This is a genomic window from Leifsonia sp. GW821-FHT13C09 (assembly GCF_058806435.1).
The window spans coordinates 70656-86690 of record NZ_JBXAPS010000002.1 but is presented as its reverse complement, the minus strand read 5'-3'; the positions used below and the strand labels follow the sequence as shown (position 1 = coordinate 86690).

At 73.1% G+C, this 16035-nt stretch carries 14 protein-coding genes; 12 read left to right on the top strand and 2 right to left on the bottom strand.

The annotated features are described in order from the left end of the window. The first annotated feature begins 40 nt into the window (after window positions 1-40). From AC1ROW_RS08565 to AC1ROW_RS08555, 3 genes are read left to right on the top strand one after another with little or no spacing between them, the layout of a single operon-like run. Entirely contained in the window at window positions 41-685 is a 645-nt protein-coding gene (locus AC1ROW_RS08565) for an acyltransferase (protein WP_493018457.1), read from the top strand. Continuing rightward, window positions 682-1353, top strand: a complete 672-nt coding sequence (locus AC1ROW_RS08560; protein WP_493018456.1) for a hypothetical protein — start codon at window positions 682-684, stop codon at window positions 1351-1353. Before AC1ROW_RS08565 ends, AC1ROW_RS08560 begins: the two co-directional genes overlap by 4 nt. Window positions 1354-1377: 24 nt before the next feature. Next, complete coding sequence (locus AC1ROW_RS08555) at window positions 1378-2391, top strand: TolB-like translocation protein (protein WP_493018455.1); 1014 nt, start codon at window positions 1378-1380, stop codon at window positions 2389-2391. Between the two features lie 14 nt (window positions 2392-2405). On the opposite strand, the gene AC1ROW_RS08550 is transcribed toward AC1ROW_RS08555, so the two are convergent. Then, window positions 2406-3119, bottom strand: coding sequence for an SOS response-associated peptidase (locus AC1ROW_RS08550; RefSeq protein WP_493018454.1), 714 nt, complete (start codon window positions 3117-3119; stop codon window positions 2406-2408). A gap of 97 nt (window positions 3120-3216) precedes the next feature. Between AC1ROW_RS08550 and AC1ROW_RS08545 the strand changes: the two genes are divergently transcribed. From AC1ROW_RS08545 to AC1ROW_RS08505, 9 genes are read left to right on the top strand one after another with little or no spacing between them, the layout of a single operon-like run. After that, on the top strand, window positions 3217-4464 hold the full coding sequence (locus tag AC1ROW_RS08545; RefSeq protein WP_493018453.1) for a glycosyltransferase: 1248 nt from the start codon (window positions 3217-3219) through the stop codon (window positions 4462-4464). Further along, complete coding sequence (locus tag AC1ROW_RS08540) at window positions 4461-5915, top strand: lipopolysaccharide biosynthesis protein (RefSeq protein WP_493018452.1); 1455 nt, start codon at window positions 4461-4463, stop codon at window positions 5913-5915. Before AC1ROW_RS08545 ends, AC1ROW_RS08540 begins: the two co-directional genes overlap by 4 nt. After that, a complete protein-coding gene (locus AC1ROW_RS08535) occupies window positions 5912-7351 on the top strand; it encodes a glycosyltransferase (RefSeq protein ID WP_493018451.1) in 1440 nt (479 codons plus the stop codon). The genes AC1ROW_RS08540 and AC1ROW_RS08535 overlap by 4 nt, the downstream gene beginning before the upstream one ends. Beyond that, window positions 7348-8628 carry a rhamnosyltransferase WsaF family glycosyltransferase gene (locus tag AC1ROW_RS08530; RefSeq protein WP_493018450.1) on the top strand — a complete coding sequence of 427 codons (1281 nt, stop codon included), beginning with the start codon at window positions 7348-7350 and terminating at the stop codon, window positions 8626-8628. The genes AC1ROW_RS08535 and AC1ROW_RS08530 overlap by 4 nt, the downstream gene beginning before the upstream one ends. Next, window positions 8625-9971, top strand: a complete 1347-nt coding sequence (locus AC1ROW_RS08525; protein ID WP_493018449.1) for a glycosyltransferase family 4 protein — start codon at window positions 8625-8627, stop codon at window positions 9969-9971. Before AC1ROW_RS08530 ends, AC1ROW_RS08525 begins: the two co-directional genes overlap by 4 nt. Further along, window positions 9968-11542, top strand: a complete 1575-nt coding sequence (locus AC1ROW_RS08520) for an acyl-CoA ligase (AMP-forming), exosortase A system-associated (protein WP_493018448.1) — start codon at window positions 9968-9970, stop codon at window positions 11540-11542. Before AC1ROW_RS08525 ends, AC1ROW_RS08520 begins: the two co-directional genes overlap by 4 nt. Next, a complete protein-coding gene (locus AC1ROW_RS08515) occupies window positions 11539-12810 on the top strand; it encodes a pyridoxal-dependent decarboxylase, exosortase A system-associated (protein WP_493018447.1) in 1272 nt (423 codons plus the stop codon). The genes AC1ROW_RS08520 and AC1ROW_RS08515 overlap by 4 nt, the downstream gene beginning before the upstream one ends. Then, window positions 12807-13061 (top strand): acyl carrier protein, encoded by a 255-nt coding sequence (locus AC1ROW_RS08510; RefSeq protein ID WP_493018446.1) that lies wholly within the window; start codon window positions 12807-12809, stop codon window positions 13059-13061. Before AC1ROW_RS08515 ends, AC1ROW_RS08510 begins: the two co-directional genes overlap by 4 nt. A 4-nt stretch (window positions 13062-13065) precedes the next feature. Continuing rightward, entirely contained in the window at window positions 13066-14847 is a 1782-nt protein-coding gene (locus AC1ROW_RS08505) for an asparagine synthetase B family protein (RefSeq protein WP_493018445.1), read from the top strand. Here AC1ROW_RS08505 and AC1ROW_RS08500 read toward each other — a convergent pair. Continuing rightward, entirely contained in the window at window positions 14817-16034 is a 1218-nt protein-coding gene (locus tag AC1ROW_RS08500) for a glycosyltransferase family 4 protein (RefSeq protein ID WP_493018444.1), read from the bottom strand. The genes AC1ROW_RS08505 and AC1ROW_RS08500 overlap by 31 nt on opposite strands. Between the last annotated feature and the right edge of the window lies 1 nt (window position 16035).

Sequence of the window (16035 nt, the reverse complement as noted above, 5' to 3'; positions counted from 1 at the left end):
CACCCGACCGACGACGAGCGACGACCTGGGGGCGACGCCGATGACCATCATCACCAGCACAGCGAGCGCGGAGGGAGCGACCGACGCGACGACGATCGCGCCCGGCGCGGAGGTCGACCCCCGCGCCAGGATCGGCGCGAGGACCCGCGTGTGGAACCTCGCCCACGTCCGCGAGGACGCCACGATCGGCGCGGACTGCGTCATCGGCCGAGGCGCGTACGTCGGCCCAGGCGTGCGCATCGGCGACAACTGCAAGGTGCAGAACTACGCCCTCGTGTACGAACCGGCCGTGCTCGAGGACGGCGTCTTCGTCGGCCCGGCCGCGGTCTTCACCAACGACGTCTTCCCCCGGGCAGTGAACCCGGACGGCTCCCTCAAGTCCGCGGAGGACTGGGACGCCGTCGGCGTGACCGTCCTGAGCGGCGCCTCGATCGGCGCAGGCGCCGTCTGCATCGCGCCGGTGCGGATCGGGCGCTGGGCGCTGATCGCGGCCGGCTCGGTCGTACGGTCGGACGTCCCCGACTACGCGCTGGTGGCCGGCGTGCCCGCCCGCCGCATCGGCTGGGTCGGGGAGGCCGGCTTCCCGTTGGTCGACGAAGGCGACGGCCGGTGGCGCTGCCCGCGCACCCGGCACGGCTACCGCGAGCACGACGGCATCCTGATCCGGGAGGAGGACCTCGCATGAGGCGGCCATCCCAGCGCACCTGGATCATCCTGGGCCTCTCGTCCGCCGCGGTCATCGCCATCGGCGCGTTCGCGATCTCGCAGGCGCCCGCGCCGGCGCCGGCGCCGGCGGCGGCGGGCTCGTCTCCGTCCGCGTCGCACCCGGCAGCGGGAACGGGATCGGGCGCGACGCCGGGTTCGCCCGGATCGACGCACGCACCGACCGCCCCCGCGACCCCTCCGGCGGCGACCAAACGGTTCACCACGGAGGTGCTGCCCGCAGCGCCCGCGACATCGCCGGCGCTGCCCCCGACGACCCCGCTGCCGTACCCGGTGCGCGCACCGCTCCCCAAATCGGCCTCCGCAGTGGGCGCACTCGCCGACGGCTACCCGGCGGGTGTCCTGCCGCAGGCGCCGGGATCGACGATCAAGACCAGTTCGATCGCCTCGCAGAGCAACCACCTGCAGGTGACCCTGACCGCCGGCTCGAAGCAGCAGGTCACGGACATCATCGCGTTCTACCGCGGAATCCTCTCGAAGTACGGGATGTACGAGAGCGCGGCGCCCGCGCTCTCCGGGTCCACCTCGGCGTCGTTCGTGCGCGGAGCGAACACGGTGACGGTCACCGTGACGCCGGCGAGCGGTGGAACGACGTACGCGCTCTTCGCGGCGTTCACCGCTGCGAGCTGACGGAGCATCGTGCAGAATGACCGCATGAAGGCCGTGCGGAGGAACTGGCTGCTCGCCGGCGCCACCGTGCTCGCGCTCGGCGCCGCGGTCGCCTACGCAGGCGTCGCGATCGCCGGCTACCAGTCGCGCGCGACGGCCACGGCCGGCGCGGCGACGCCCCAGCCGACGCTCCCCTCCGGCCCGCTGCTGGTCTTCCGCGACACGTCGCCCGGCGCGCACTACGGCCAGGTGGCGTCGGTGCCGTTGGCGGACCCGGGGGCCGCACGGACCTCCACCGGCCTCGTCTGCGACCGGGTCTACGCCACCCACCGGAACCTGATGTGCCTCAGCACCCGGAGCGGGACGGTCACCAGCTTCACCGCGACGCTCTACGACGCGGCGGGCGACCAGCTGAGATCCTGGCCCCTTCCCGGATTCCCGAGCCGCACGCGAATCTCACCCGACTCGACCCTGGTCGCCCAGACCTCCTTCGTCACGGGATCCTCCTACGGGTCGCCGGGGTTCGCCACCCAGACCACGATCTCGGCCGTGAGCGGAATCGACTACGGCAACCTGGAGACGTTCACGCTGCTGGTGGACGGCCAGAAGCTGACCGCCGACCACGAGATCTGGGGGGTGACCTTCGCGTCGGACGACAACACGTTCTTCGCCACGGCGATGTCCGGGGGCCGGATCTGGCTGGTGCGGGGCAACCTGCGCGGGCGGACCCTCGTCGCGGTCAAGGACGGCGCCGAGTGCCCGTCGCTGTCACCGGACGGCACCAGGGTGGTGTACAAGAAGAACATCTCGACCACCGCGACGAAGCACTGGACGCTCGCGGTCCTCGTCTTCGCGACCGGAGTCGAGAAGGAGCTGCCCATCCCCTCCTCCGTCAGCGTGGACGACCAGGCCGAATGGCTCGACGACGGCACGCTGCTCTACGGCCTCGCCGATCCGGCGGCGCCAGGGAACAGCAACGTGTACTCGGTCACGGCCGACGGGTCGGCCGCGCCGTCGCTGTACCTCGCGCACGCCTGGTCGCCGTCGGTCGTGCGCTGAGTGCGACGGCCCGGTCAGCCTTCCGCGAGCGGCTCGATGAGCGTCGGGTCGGACGGGTCGATCGTCCGCGAGTTGTTGACCCTGCGGTCGACCTCGTAGCTCGTGATGGTGGCCGCCACCGTCTCGGACTCGGCGCTCAGGAAGTCGACCATCCGCGCGGTGCCCGCCGCGTCCAGCTTGGCCGGGTCGAGATAGTCGTCCCACGCGGAGCGCTCGAGGAAGACCGGCATCCGGTCGTGGATCTCGCCGGAGGCGTCGCGGGCGGGGCGGGTGATGATGGCGGCGGACACCTGCCATTCGTCGCCGACCTTCCTGGCCGTGTACAGCCCGGCGGCGGCGAGCAGCCCGCCGTCGGCCGCGTGCAGGAAGTGCGCGTCCTTGTGACCGGCTTCCCCTGTCCATTCGTAGTAGCCCCGCATCGGGATGAGGGCGCGTGAGGACGCGAACGCGCCCTTCCACATTCCGTTGCTCGCCACGGTCTCTAGGCGCGCGTTGAAGTTCGGCCGTTTGGACTCCCGGATGAAGGCGGGGTGGAAGTCCCACGCGGCCGCATCCACGGTGCGCTCGAGCTCGCCTGTTCCGCTGCGCACGCGCTCCCGCACGATCGGCACCGCGTCGGTCGGCGCGAGGGAGTAGCTCGGCCGCCAGTCCCGGAAATCGCCGCCGTCCGCGACGAACTCCTGGATCAGCTCATCGGTCTCCGAGTCGAGGGCGAAGCGTCCGCACATGAGGGAAGCGTACCCCCGGCGTGTGACGTCGCGGGCGCCGCTACCCCCTCCAACGAGGGGCTTACTATCCCTTCCTCCCCCCGGCTACTGTTCAAAGGTGAGCAAGACTCAGTCGAAGGTTGGGGCCTTCGAGGGGAGTGTCCTCGTCCACCTCAACAGCCTCGAACTCGGGGGAACCCAGATCAACGCCCTGGATCTGGCCGTGGCGCTGCGCGCGCACGGGATCGAGTCGGTGCTCGTCGGAGCCGAGGACACCCTGCCCAGCGGGCCGTCGCTGCTCGACGTCGCCGCCGGGCGCGGGATCGCCGTCGAGGTCTACCGGCCGGAGGAGTCCATCCTCGCCCGCGGGCGCCAGCTCACCGCCCTCGCCGAGAAGCACGGCTCGACCCTCCTCCACGTCTACGGCTCCTGGGGCGGAGGGGCGCGCCCGACGTACTGGGGGTACTCCCGTTTCGGCCGGCGGCCCTGGATCCAGACCGTCTACGAGATGGAGGTCTCGCCCAAGATCAAGCGGCACATGCCGCTCATCGTCGGGACGGGCTACCTCATCGACGAACTCGAGCACCGTCCGGGGCGGACCGTCCTGATCAGCCCTCCCGTGGACACCGACGCCGACCGGCCGGACCCCGCCGCGGGCGACGCCTTCCGGCGGGAGCACGGGCTCGACGGCACGCTCCTCGTGATCGTCAGCCGGCTGGACGCCAGCATGAAGGCGCTGCCGATCGGCCTCGCGGTCGAGGCCATGCGCACCCTCCCGGAGGACGTCACGCTCGTGATCGTCGGCGCCGGCGACGACGCCGCGCGGCTGAGGGCGCTCGGCGACCGGGTGAACGCAGACCGGGGCCGCGCCGCCGTCCGGTTCGTCGGGCCGATGGCGGACCCGCGGCCCGCGTACGCCGCCGCCGACATCGTCCTCGGCATGGGCAGCTCTGCGGCTCGCGGCCTGGCGTTCGGCAAGCCTCTGGTGGTCCAGGGCGAGGCCGGCTGGTCGGCGCTGTTCGACGAGCGCACCGCCGCCGCCCTGGCCCGGAACAGCTACTGGAGCGCCGACGCCGTCGAGCGACCGGTGGAAAGGCTGGCCGGGATCATCGAGCCCCTGCTCGGCGACGACGCCGGGCGCGCCGAGCTCGGCGAGTTCGGCCGGCGATTCGCGCTGGAGCGCTTCGGGCTGACGGCGATGGCCGCGAAACTGGCCGGCTTCTACGCCGAGGCGGCCGGGGACTACGGGCTGCGGCAGTGGTGCGGCGATCTCGCTCCGGAGCTCGGCATCCTCGCCAGGAAGGCTGCGGGCGCGATCTCCTGGCGTGCACGCAGGCGGACCCGCGAAGACGGGGTGCCGGCGTGACGCGGGAGGCCGCCCCGACGTCGCTGGCATCGCGCGCCGCGCGCGGCGCCGCCTGGAGCGGCGTCAGCACGGTGGTGCTCCGGCTCGGCGGCCTGGTCGTCGGGATCGTGCTCGCGCGTCTGCTGGCGCCGGAGCAGTTCGGCGTCTACGCCGTCGCGCTGACCGTGCAGGGCATCCTGATCACCGTCGCCGACCTCGGGCTCTCCGCCGACCTCATCCGGTCCGACGATCCGGACCGGATCGCGCCGACCGTCGCGACCCTGGGACTCACCGCCGGCACGATCACGATGCTGGCGACCGCGGCCTCCAGCACCGGGCTGGCCACGCTGCTCGGCAGCCCGCAGGCGGCGCCTGCGATCGGCGTGCTCTCCATCACGCTGCTGCTCGCGGGCGGCACGGTGGTGCCGTACGCGATGCTGCAACGGCGGTTCCAGCAGCGCGAGCTGTTCTTCGTGGGCGTGGCCGACTTCGTCGTCTCCACGACCGTGACCCTGGTGCTGGTCGCGCTCGGGTTCGGTGTCATGGGACTGGCCATCGGCCGGGTCGCCGCCCAGTCCGTGTCGTCGGCGATGCAGTTCCTCCTCGCGCGCGTGAAGCCGCGATTCTCGATCGATCGCAGGGTGGTCGGGGGAGTGCTCGCCTTCGGCCTCCCGATCGCGGCGGCCAACCTGCTCTCCTGGGCGCTCCTCAACGTCGACAACATCGTGCTCGCCCGCGTCGCGGGTGCGACCGCCCTCGGCTACTACGTGCTCGCCTTCAACATCTCCAGCTGGCCGATGAACGCCCTGTCCCAGGTGGTGCGGTCGATCGCCCTGCCGTTCTTCTCCCGGTCGGAAGGGGGGCGCCACGCGTTCACCAGGCTCACCGCCGTGGCCTGGGCCGGCGCCCTGCCGGCCGGAACGGTGCTCGCCGCGCTGAGCTTCCCGCTGATCGACGTGCTCTACGGCGCCCGCTGGCTGCCAGGGGCTCCCGTCCTGGCGGCGCTGGGACTCTACGGCAGCCTCCGGGTCGCGTTCGACATCTCGGCGGGATACCTCTATTCGCAAGGCCGGTCTCGGCCTGTGCTGTGGATCCAGATCATCTGGCTCGTCGCGCTGGTCGGCGCGATGATCGCCGCGACCGAGGCGTACGGCATCGCCGGCGCCGGGTGGGCGCACGTGCTCGTCGCGGCCCTGGTGATCCTCCCCGCGTACCTGATCGCACTGAGACTGTCGGGCGTGCGCATCGGCGAGCTCGTCCGGATGGCGTGGCTGCCCACGGTGGCCACCATCCCGGCGGTGGCCGCCGCAGTCGCCGCCACGGTGCTGATCCCCGATCCGCTGCCGGCACTGCTCGCCGGCGGCCTCGCTGCTCTCGTGATCTACGCGGCGCTGGTCTGGCCCTGGCTGCGCAAGCAGCTCCGGGTGCTGCGGGCGCCCTCCGTCCCGGCCGGGAGCGGGGCCGGCGCATGACCGGCGACACCACCGGCGCCCGGGGCACCCGGGCGCGCCGCGAGGCATTCCGGTACGGCGTGGTCGTGACGCTGACGGACCTGCTCCCGCCGCGCATCCGCTACGGCTACGTCCATCCGCTCACCGCCAGGATCCTGGCGCGTCCGCTGGTCGGCCTCGACTCGGCCGGGGCGCCCGACGCCGCACCGGGCGTCGGCGCCATCGCGACCGGCGGCGCCCTCCGCTGCGGGCTCCTGGCCGGCGCCCTCGACATCGGCGGGATCGGATCGGTCGTGGAACTCCTCGCCGACGCGTTCCCGATTGCTGGAGTCAGGGCCGTCGTCGTCTGCACCGAGGACGGCAGGCGAGCCGAGGAGCTGCGCTCCCGCGGGATCGAGGTCGCCGTCGCCGCGAGCGAGGCGGACGCCCGCACGGTGCTGAACGAGCTGGCGCTCGACGCGATCGAGCTGCACGGCGCCCCGGAGCACCTGGAGACCGCGGCGCTCGCGTCGGGCCTCCCGGTCGTCCCGGTGCTGCACAACACGGAGATCCACTACACCCGGGCGCGCTGGCGCCGGTTCGCCCGCGTGCTCGGGCACTCGGCCGCCGCCGTCGCGGTGAGCGAGTCGGTCCGGGACTTCCACGCCAGGCACGTCCCCGGCGAACACGCGGCGCGCATCCGCGTCGTCCCGAACGCCGTGCGCTCGCCGGGGGCGCCCACGGCTGAGGAGCGGAGCGCCGCGCGGGCCGCCCTCGGCCACGCACTGGGCGCCGACCTCGCGGGCGACGTCGTGCTGGTCAGTCTCACCCGCTACGACGCGCAGAAGAACGTGGCGGGCCTGGTGGCGTCGTTCCTCGCGCACACGACCGACGACCGGCTGCGCCTCGTCGTCGCCGGCGAGCCGACCGACTGGGCCGAATGGCGGAGGGCGGACGCGCTCCGGCGCTGCTCTCCGGCGGCGGACCGGGTGAGCCTCCTCGGCCGCTCGGACGCCCGCACCCTGCTCGCCGCCGCGGACGGCTTCGTCCTGGACTCCTTCTTCGAGGGCTGGCCCGTCGCGGCCACAGAGGCCGCCGCGGCGGGGCTCGGGCTCGTGCTGGCCGACGTCGGCGGCGCCCGCGAACTCGTCGGCCGGAACCCCGAGCACTCGTCGCTCGTCGCCAACCCCTGCGGAGCCGCCGCCGCCGTCTCGGACGCGGCGGTCGCCCGGGCGCGCCGCCGCCCCGAACGGCAGCCCAACGCCGCCGAGCTCTGCGCGGCGGTCGATGCGCTCGCGCTCCGGGTGCGCGCTGGTTCGCGGCCGCGGCCGCAGGACGCCTCCGCGCTGCTGACCGCGATGGTGGACGGGCACGCCGCCGTCCTCCGCGCGGCGACGGCGGACCGCGACGCGCACGTCGCCGAGGTGCGGCACACCGCACACGCCGGCCGGGCGCAGCTGAAGACGGGGAGACGATGAAGACACTGGACACGATCCGCTCCACCGTTCGGCGCGCCAGGGACGTCGGCATCGGCGGCATCGCGCAACGTCTCGCCCAGCGTGCGTACCTGCGCACCGGCGCGGCCGAGCTCTCCTTCAACCTGGCGCTGGAGGACGTGCTCACCGACGTCCCGAGCGACCTCCCGGTCCCGGCGTCCCGCCCCGAGCGGGGTGCGCCGCTGACGGTCGGCTGGGTGTCCACGCCGCCCGCCCCGGGGTCGGGGGGCCACACCACCCTGTTCCGGATGATGGAGGCGCTGGAGGCCCGCGGACACCGGTGCGTCCTGTTCCTCTACGACAAGCACGGAGTGGACGTCGCCGCGGTCACCGCGGTCCTCCGCGAGCACTGGCCCCGGCTGAAGGCGACCGTACGGGATGTCACCGCCGGAATCCGGGGTGTCGACGCCATCGTGGCGTCCGGATGGGAGTCCGCGCACGTCATCGTGCGCTTCGGCCGCGAGCCGGTGCGCCGGCTGTACTTCATCCAGGACTTCGAGCCCTACTTCTACGGCCACGGCTCCCAGTACGAGCTCGCGGCGATGACCTACCGGCTGCCGTTCCGCCGGATCGCGCTCGGCGAGATGCTCGACGCGATGATCACCGAGGCCACCGGGCTCGGCAACGACGTGGTGCCGTTCGGCTGCGACTCCCGGGTGTACCGGCTGCCCGAGCCGGAGGTCGCCCGGAGCGGGATCGTCTTCTACTCGCGCCCGGACTTCCCCCGGCGCGGGTACGAGCTGGCCTGCGTCGCGCTGCGGCTGTTCCACGAGCTGCACCCCGAGCAGGAGATCCACGTCTACGGCGCGCGGCCCCGCGGCCTCGGCATCCCGGTGACCTTCCACGGGCGGCTGACGACGAGCGAGCTCAACGACCTCTACGGCCGCACGATCGCCGGGCTCGCGATGTCGTTCACCAACATCACGCTCGTGGCCGAGGAGATGCTCGCGGCCGGGAACATCCCGGTCGTCAACGACCTGGCGCTCGCCCACCTGGTGCTGCCCAACCCGCACGTGCGCTGGGCGCGGCCGACGGCGGCGGCGCTCGCCGGGGAGCTGAGCGCGGCGGTCTCGGCGACCGACGTCGAATCGCGCGCGGCCGCCGCGGCGGCGTCGGTCGTCGGCCGCTCGTGGGAGCCGACCAGCCGCGCGGTCGTCGAGATCGTGGAGGACGAGGTGTACGGACCGGAGCCGGCACCGGCACGACAGGCGGAGTCGGGGAACCAGGCGGAGTCGCTGAAACAGGGGGAGAACAGATGACGGACGCCACGGCCGGGACGCGGCCGCCGCACGTGCTCATCATCGTGGAGAACCTTCCGGTCCCGCTGGACCGCAGGGTGTGGTTGGAGTGCCAGGCGCTCGTCGCCCGGGGCTACCACGTCAGCGTGATCTGCCCCAAGGGGCCGGGGGACCCCGCGCGTCAGCACCTCGACGGCGTGGACATCTACAAGTACGCCCCGCCCCCGGAGGCGGAGGGGCTGCTCGGCTTCGCATGGGAGTTCGCGTTCTGCTGGATCAGCACCTTCTTCCTGTCGCTGAAGGCCTGGCGGCGCCGCCGGTTCGACATCATCCAGGCCTGCAACCCGCCGGACACCTACTGGCTGCTCGCACTGCTGTGGCGAGCCCGCGGGGTGCGCTTCGTCTTCGACCACCACGACCTGAATCCCGAGCTCTTCGTCTCGCGGTTCGGGAGGCCGCGCGGGCTCGCCCAGCGGCTCGAGTTCCGGGCTCTGCTGTGGCTGGAGAGGCGCACCTTCCACACGGCCGATCGGGTGATCTCCACGAACGAGTCCTACAAGGCGATCGCCGTGGCGCGCGGCGGCCGGCGACCGGGGCACGTCACCGTGGTGCGCAGCGGTCCGGACACCCGGAAGATGCGCCCGATCTACCCGAGCGATCCGCGCCCGCCGGACGAGATCGTGCTCGCCTACCTCGGCATCATGGGCCCGCAGGACGGCGTGGACCAGGTGCTGCACGTCATGCACGAGCTCGTGCACGTGCGCGGCCGCGCGAATGTGACGGCCACCCTCCTCGGGTTCGGCGACTGCCTCGACGACCTCAAGGCGCTGTCGACGCGGCTCGGCCTGGACGATTTCGTGACCTTCACCGGTCGCGTCGACCGGGTCGCGATCGCCGAGTACCTCAGCCGCGCGGACATCGGGGTCTGCCCCGACCTGAAGACGCCGCTGAACGACCTGTCCACGATGAACAAGACGATGGAGTACATGGCCTACGCGCTGCCCTCGGTCTCGTTCGACCTCGCCGAGACCCGGGTGTCGGGCGGCGACAGCCTCCTCTATGTGCCCTCCGGCGACACGGCGGCGTTCGCCGACGCGGTGGAGCGGCTCATCGACGACCCCGGCCTGCGCGCCGACCTGGGGATGGCCGGCCGCGTGCGGGTCGCATCGGAGCTGGACTGGCGCCCGCAGGCGGAGGCGTACGTCGGAGTGTTCGACGAGGTGTCCGGGTTCTCCCGGCCCGGGCCCGCGGTTCCGGACGACGGCGAGGTCGCCACGACGGACGAGCAGGGCCGGCGCTATGTTGATCTCGACGACGCCGAGGGATTCCGTCGGTATGTCCTGGAACGGAGGGCTCCGCGGTGAGGACGCACCTGCATGATCTCCTCGTGGAGGCCGCCGCCTCCACGCCGGACCGGCCCGCCGTCACCTACAAGGACACGACCGAGTCCTACGCGCGGCTGTGGGAGCAGACGCAGGCCGTCGGCGCGCAGTTCGCGGCGCTGGGCCTCCGGCCGGGCGACCGGGTGGCGATCTACCTGGAGAAGCGGATCGAGACCGTTGTCGCGATCTTCGCGACCACCCTCGCCGACGGCGTCTTCGTGCCGGTCAACCCTGTGCTCAAGCCCGCTCAGGTCGGGCACATCCTCCGTGACAGCGGCGCGCGCCTCCTGGTGACCTCGGCCGAGCGTCTCGGCCAGCTCGCCGGCGAACTCGCCGGAACCGCCGTGAGCGACCTGGTCGTGGTCGGCGCGCAGGAGCCGCCTGCCGCCGCAGGATTCGGCGTGCACCCGTGGGGAGGCGAGGCGCCGGCCGGCGACCTCCCGGCCGCCCGCGCCATCGACGTGGATCCGGCCGCGATCCTCTACACCTCGGGCAGCAGCGGGAAGCCGAAGGGCGTCGTGCTCAGCCACCGCAACCTCATCGTCGGCGCGGAGAGCGTGAGCAGCTACCTGAAGAACACACGCGACGACGTCATCCTCAGCGTCCTGCCGCTCAGCTTCGACGCCGGGCTCAGCCAGGTGACGACCGCGTTCGCGGTCGGCGCGCACTGCGTCCTGATGAACTACCTGCTCCCGCGCGACGTGCCCCGGCTGTGCGCGAAGCACGGTGTCACCGGGATCACCGGTGTGCCGCCGCTGTGGCTCCAGCTGGCCGACGTCCCGTGGCCGGAGGAGGCGGCGCGGCGGGTGCGGTACTGGGCGAACACCGGCGGCCGGATGCCGCGCGCGATCCTCGACCGCCTGCGCGCCATCTTCACCGAGGCGGACCCCTACCTGATGTACGGACTCACCGAGGCCTTCCGGTCGACGTACCTCGACCCGAGCGAAGTGGATCGCCGCCCCGACTCGATCGGGAAGGCCATTCCGAACGCGGAGGTGCTCGTGCTGCGGCCCGACGGCACGCGCTGCGCACCGGGCGAGGAGGGCGAGCTGGTGCACCGCGGCGCGCTCGTCGCCCTCGGCTACTGGAACGACCCCGCGCGGACCGCCGAACGCTACCGTCCGGTCGTCCGTCCGGGGGAGGAGTGGCGCGCGCCGGAACTGGCCGTGTGGTCGGGCGACACCGTGGTGGCCGACGAGGAGGGCTTCCTCTACTTCGTGGGCCGCACGGACGAGATGATCAAGACCTCCGGCTACCGGGTGAGCCCGTCGGAGATCGAGGAGGCCGCCTACTCGACCGGGCTGGTGCGCGACGCCGTCGCGCTCGGCGTGGAGGAACCCGGCATCGGCCACCGCGTGGTCCTGGTCGCGGCGCCGACCTCCGACGGCCTGGAGGCCGCCGAACTCATCGCGGCCCTCCGCCAGGCCCTCCCGCTGTACATGGTGCCCTCGACCGTCGACCTCCGCGACGAGCTGCCGCGCTCTCCCAACGGCAAGTTCGACCGCGTCCTGCTGAAAGCGCAGGCCGCGGAGAAGGCGCAGGTGGCCGGATGAAGCCGCGCGAGCACGTCGACGCGTTCGGCACCGTCGGCGGCGAGCTCAGCGTCGGCGGCCTCCCGCTGTCCCGGCTGGCCGCGCGCGTCGGCTCCACGCCGTTCTTCGCCTACGACCGCGGTCTGCTGGACCGGCGCGTCGCACGCCTCCGCGCTGCCCTGCCCGAGCGGGTGGAGCTCAGCTACGCCATGAAGGCGAACCCGATGCCGGCCGTGGTGCAGCACCTGGCCTCCCGGGTCGACCGCATCGACGTCGCGTCCGGCCTGGAGTTGCGTGCCGCGCTCGACACCGGCATCCGTCCCGGCCGGGTGAGCTTCGCGGGGCCGGGCAAGGCGCCGGCGGAGCTCCTGCAGGCGGTGGCGGCGGGCATCCTGATCGAGGTGGAGTCGGAGACCGAGGTCCGCCGGGTGATCGCGGCCGGCGACGAGCTCGGCCTCACGCCGAGCATCGCCGTGCGGGTGAACCCGGACTTCGCGGTGAAGGGCTCTGGCATGCGGATGGGCGGCGGCCCGCAGCAGTTCGGCGTCGACGCGGAGCGCGTGCCCGAGCTGCTGGCGACGTACGGGTCGTCCGGGCTCGACATCCAGGGCTTCCACGTCTTCGCGGGCTCGCAGAACCTGGACGCGGCGATCATCGCCGAGGCCCAGCGGCGCACCGTGGACCTGGTGAGCGGCCTTGCTGACCACCTGCCCGGCCCGCTGCGCTACCTCAACCTCGGCGGCGGTTTCGGCATCCCGTACACCGAGCGCGACCGGCCGCTCGACCTCGACGCCGTGACCGGAGAGCTCCGCGAGCTGGTCGACGGCGTCCTCGGCGAGCGGCTTCCGGAGGCCACGCCGGTGATCGAGCTCGGCCGCTATCTCGTCGGCGAGTGCGGCGTCTACGTCACGCGCGTGCTCGACCGGAAGGTCTCGCGCGGCACCACCTACCTGGTGGTCGACGGCGGGATGCACCACCAGCTCGCCGCCTCGGGCAACTTCGGGCAGGCGATCCGGCGCAACTACCCGCTGGTCGTCGGCAACCGGGTCGAGGCGGCGGACGAGGACGGCGTCACGGTCGTGGGGTGCCTGTGCACGCCGCTGGACCTGCTCGGCGACGACGTGGTCCTGCCGCCCGCGGACATCGACGACCTGATCGTGATCTTCCAGCAGGGCGCCTACGGCCTCACCGCGAGCCCGATCGCGTTCCTCGGCCACCCCGCACCCGCAGAGGTCCTCGTCGGAACCGACGACGCCCTCGACCGAACCCCAGAGGAGAGTCCCGCATGACCGAGACCGTCGACGCCGTCCGCGAGGTCCTGATCGACACGCTGGAGCTGTCGAAGACCCCCGACGAGCTCACCCGCGACACCGCGCTGTTCGGCGCGCTCCCCGAGCTGGACTCGTTCGGTGTCGTGCAACTCGTCGTCGCGCTCGAGGAGCGTTTCGACATCGTCATCGACGACGACGAGTTCGGCGCCGAGCTGTTCGAGACGGTCGGGTCGCTGTCCGACTTCGTCGACGCCAAGCTGGCCGCCTAGCGTCATGGCAGCCGCGCCGCTTCCCGGAGTCCTCGCCTCCGACGCCGGCGCCCTGCCCGCGGAGGTCCTGGCCGCGGTCGGGGACGCCCGGGAACTCGACACGGGCTCCGTGCGTCTCGCGCACTGGGGAATCGAGCACTGGGGAATCGAGCACTGGGGGCTCGAGTCGGCCGGATCAGGACGGACGCTCCCGCTGTCCCGCGTCAGGCGGCGCTCCACGGGCGCGGTCGAGCCGGTGGAGATCGCCGGACTGATCGTGTCCGACCCCGCTGCGCTCACCCGCCTGCTCCCCCCGTTCGCGGCGGCGGACGCGGGCGACGACGGCGTCCGGATGGTCGCCGACTCGATGGGCTTCCGGCAGCTCTTCCACTCGGAACCGGGGACGCCGGGCCAGGGGGTCCTGTCGACCTCCGCACTCCTGGCCGGCTGGACGCGCGGCGCCGAGCTGGACCGGGTGGCCGTCGGGGTGCAGTCCCTGCTGGGCTGGCAGCTCGGCCAGCGCACCCTGCACGAGGGCATCCGGAAGCTCGAGCCAGGCGCGACGGCGGAGCTGGGCGGGGACGGCGTGCGTCTGACGCGGCCGGAGGACGAGCCCGCGACCCCGCTGCCGCTCGAGCGCGCCGTGACGGAGGCGGCCGCCGTCCTCCGCACCGCGCTGTCCTCCCTCCTCGATGAGGAGCCGGACGCCGTCCTGCAGCTCACCGGCGGCCTGGACTCGCGTCTCCTGCTGAGCGCCATCCCGCCCGCCCGTCGGCGGGGGTTGAGGGCGATGACGCTCAGCGTCCCCGGCAGCGGCGATGTGGAGATCGCGCGCGGGATCACGTCCCGGTACGGGATGCGTCACGACGTGCACGGCCTGACCGACCTCGGCGGGCTCGACCCCGAGGAGGCGTGGGAGCTCTGCCGCACCGCAGCGATCCAGCTGGACGGCATGTCCGACCCCGTCGCCCTCGCCGCGCTCGGCGTGGCCGAGCGCGGGTTCGCGCAGGGCGTCCGCATCTCCGGGCTGGGCGGGGAGGTCGCGCGCGGCTTCTACTACGTCGGCCGGGTCCGCGACCGGCCGTACACGCGCAAGGACGCCGAGCAGCTGGCCGCGTGGCGGATGTTCGTCAACGAGGCGGTCGAGCCCGGGCTGCTCACGGCGGAGTTCGCGTCGTGGGCGCGGGAGGCCGCGAACGGCGAGGTGTACGCGGCGCTCCGCCGCGGCGGCGACGAGTGGTACCGGGCCACCGACACGCTCTACCTGCGCGACCGGATGCAGCGCTGGGCCGGTGCCACCGACACGGCCGTCGGCTACCGGCGGGTCGTCGTGAACCCCATGCTCGACCACGACTTCCTCGCCATCAGCGGCCGGCTGACGCCGCAGGACAAGGCGCACTCGCGGTTCCTCGCCGCGCTCCAGCTGGAGCTCGACCCGGAGCTGGGACGGCTCCCGCTCGAGGGCCGGCCGAGCCCGGCCGCCTACGCGCATCCGTCGCCGCTGCATCCGGTCACGCAGACGGTGCGCACGGGCACGCGGCTGGTCAGGAAGGCCGCTCAGCGGGTCAGGCGCGGCAACCGGCCGCCCGCGGGAGGCGAGGTGCTGGCCGGCAAGGTGGTCGAGCACTGGCGGGTAGACCCCGCGGTCCGCGACATCCTTTCCGGCACCGGCCTCCTGGATGAGCGGTGGCTCGACGGCATGATGTCCGGCGAGGTGGATCCGCGGCCCAGCTCCGTCGGGTTCCTGGCGAGTCTGTACGTGGCGGTGGCCGGCCCTCAGCCGGCGGAGGGGGCGAGCTCCTCGTAGAGCGCGAGGAGCTGCTCGACGCGTGCGCTCCAGAGGTGGTTGCGTTCGGCGTGGATGCGGGCGGCCGCGCCCATCCGCGCCCGGAGGGCCGGGTCCGCCACGAGCCGGCGCACCGCCCTCGCGCAGTCGGCCGCCAGCTGCTCCGGCGACACCGCCTCCAGCCGGAACGCGCACGAGTCGTCCACGTTCGCGCCGGGACCGCCGCGGCGGCAGACGACGAGCGGGAGGCTGTACGCCATCGCCTCAAGGCTGACGTTGCCCCCCGGCTCGCGGTAGCTCGGGAAGACGAAGACGTCGGCGCGTTCGTAGAAGCCGTCGACCTCCGCGCGCGGAACGGCGCCGTGGAAGACGACCCGGTCCTGGAGCCCCAGCTCGGTCACCAGCGCCTCGCACGCCGCCCGGTCGTTGCCGTCGCCGACCACGTCCAGGACCACGTCGAGGTCGCCGAGCAGTCCCATCGCCCGGATGACGTCCCGCAGGCCTTTGGTCCGGACGATCCTGCCGACGTGCAGCAGTCGTACCGGCCCGTCGCGTCCCGAGCGGTCGATCGGCGGCTTGGCCTCGTGGACGGCGGTCTCGCTCATCACCTCGAACCGTTTCACCGCGATGTCCGAGAGCAGCTCGGCCGCGTATGGCGCGATGCCGAGCACGCAGTCCGCCGACTCGTAGGTCCGGCGCAGCAGCGGGTCGGCGCGCATACGCCAGCCATCGAGTGCGCGCAGCCGCTGCCACCACGGCGTCGCGCCCTCCTCCTCGGCGAACGCCGGCGGCGAGGTGAGGCTCCCCCCGACGGGACCGATGACGAACGGGATGCCGAGGTCGGCCGCCGGCGACGGGTACCGCATGGCGACCGGCACGACCTGGTGCGCGATGTCGAAGGCGCCGCCGGCGTCGAGCCGCCGCTTCAGCCAGCGCCGCGCCCGGGAGTGGAACGGCGCGTAGCCCGGCTGCATGAGGGAGTTCAGCCGCTCGAACCGGCCGATGCCCGGCGGCTCCTGCCACTCCACGACCTCCACGCCGGGCAGCTGCTCGGACGGCGGCCGGTGGCCGCGCTTGTACGTCGTCAGCAGGGTGAGGTCGACGCGGTCCGCCAGCAGCGACGCCCACTGGAACGCGACCCACGACTCGCCGACATCGTCGCCGTCGCAGGCCGGGGCGACGAGGAGGACCTTCTTCCGCTCGCCCATG

Bases quoted from the DNA above. Each gene is read 5' to 3' on its own strand.
- AC1ROW_RS08530 (WP_493018450.1), top strand. From the start codon at position 7,348: ATGAAGACACTGGACACGATCCGCTCCACCGTTCGGCGCGCCAGGGAC.
- AC1ROW_RS08560 (WP_493018456.1), top strand. From the start codon at position 682: ATGAGGCGGCCATCCCAGCGCACCTGGATCATCCTGGGCCTCTCGTCC.
- AC1ROW_RS08550 (WP_493018454.1), bottom strand. From the start codon at position 3,119: ATGTGCGGACGCTTCGCCCTCGACTCGGAGACCGATGAGCTGATCCAG.
- AC1ROW_RS08515 (WP_493018447.1), top strand. From the start codon at position 11,539: ATGAAGCCGCGCGAGCACGTCGACGCGTTCGGCACCGTCGGCGGCGAG.
- AC1ROW_RS08555 (WP_493018455.1), top strand. From the start codon at position 1,378: ATGAAGGCCGTGCGGAGGAACTGGCTGCTCGCCGGCGCCACCGTGCTC.
- AC1ROW_RS08565 (WP_493018457.1), top strand. From the start codon at position 41: ATGACCATCATCACCAGCACAGCGAGCGCGGAGGGAGCGACCGACGCG.
- AC1ROW_RS08510 (WP_493018446.1), top strand. From the start codon at position 12,807: ATGACCGAGACCGTCGACGCCGTCCGCGAGGTCCTGATCGACACGCTG.
- AC1ROW_RS08505 (WP_493018445.1), top strand. From the start codon at position 13,066: ATGGCAGCCGCGCCGCTTCCCGGAGTCCTCGCCTCCGACGCCGGCGCC.
- AC1ROW_RS08535 (WP_493018451.1), top strand. From the start codon at position 5,912: ATGACCGGCGACACCACCGGCGCCCGGGGCACCCGGGCGCGCCGCGAG.
- AC1ROW_RS08500 (WP_493018444.1), bottom strand. From the start codon at position 16,034: ATGGGCGAGCGGAAGAAGGTCCTCCTCGTCGCCCCGGCCTGCGACGGC.
- AC1ROW_RS08525 (WP_493018449.1), top strand. From the start codon at position 8,625: ATGACGGACGCCACGGCCGGGACGCGGCCGCCGCACGTGCTCATCATC.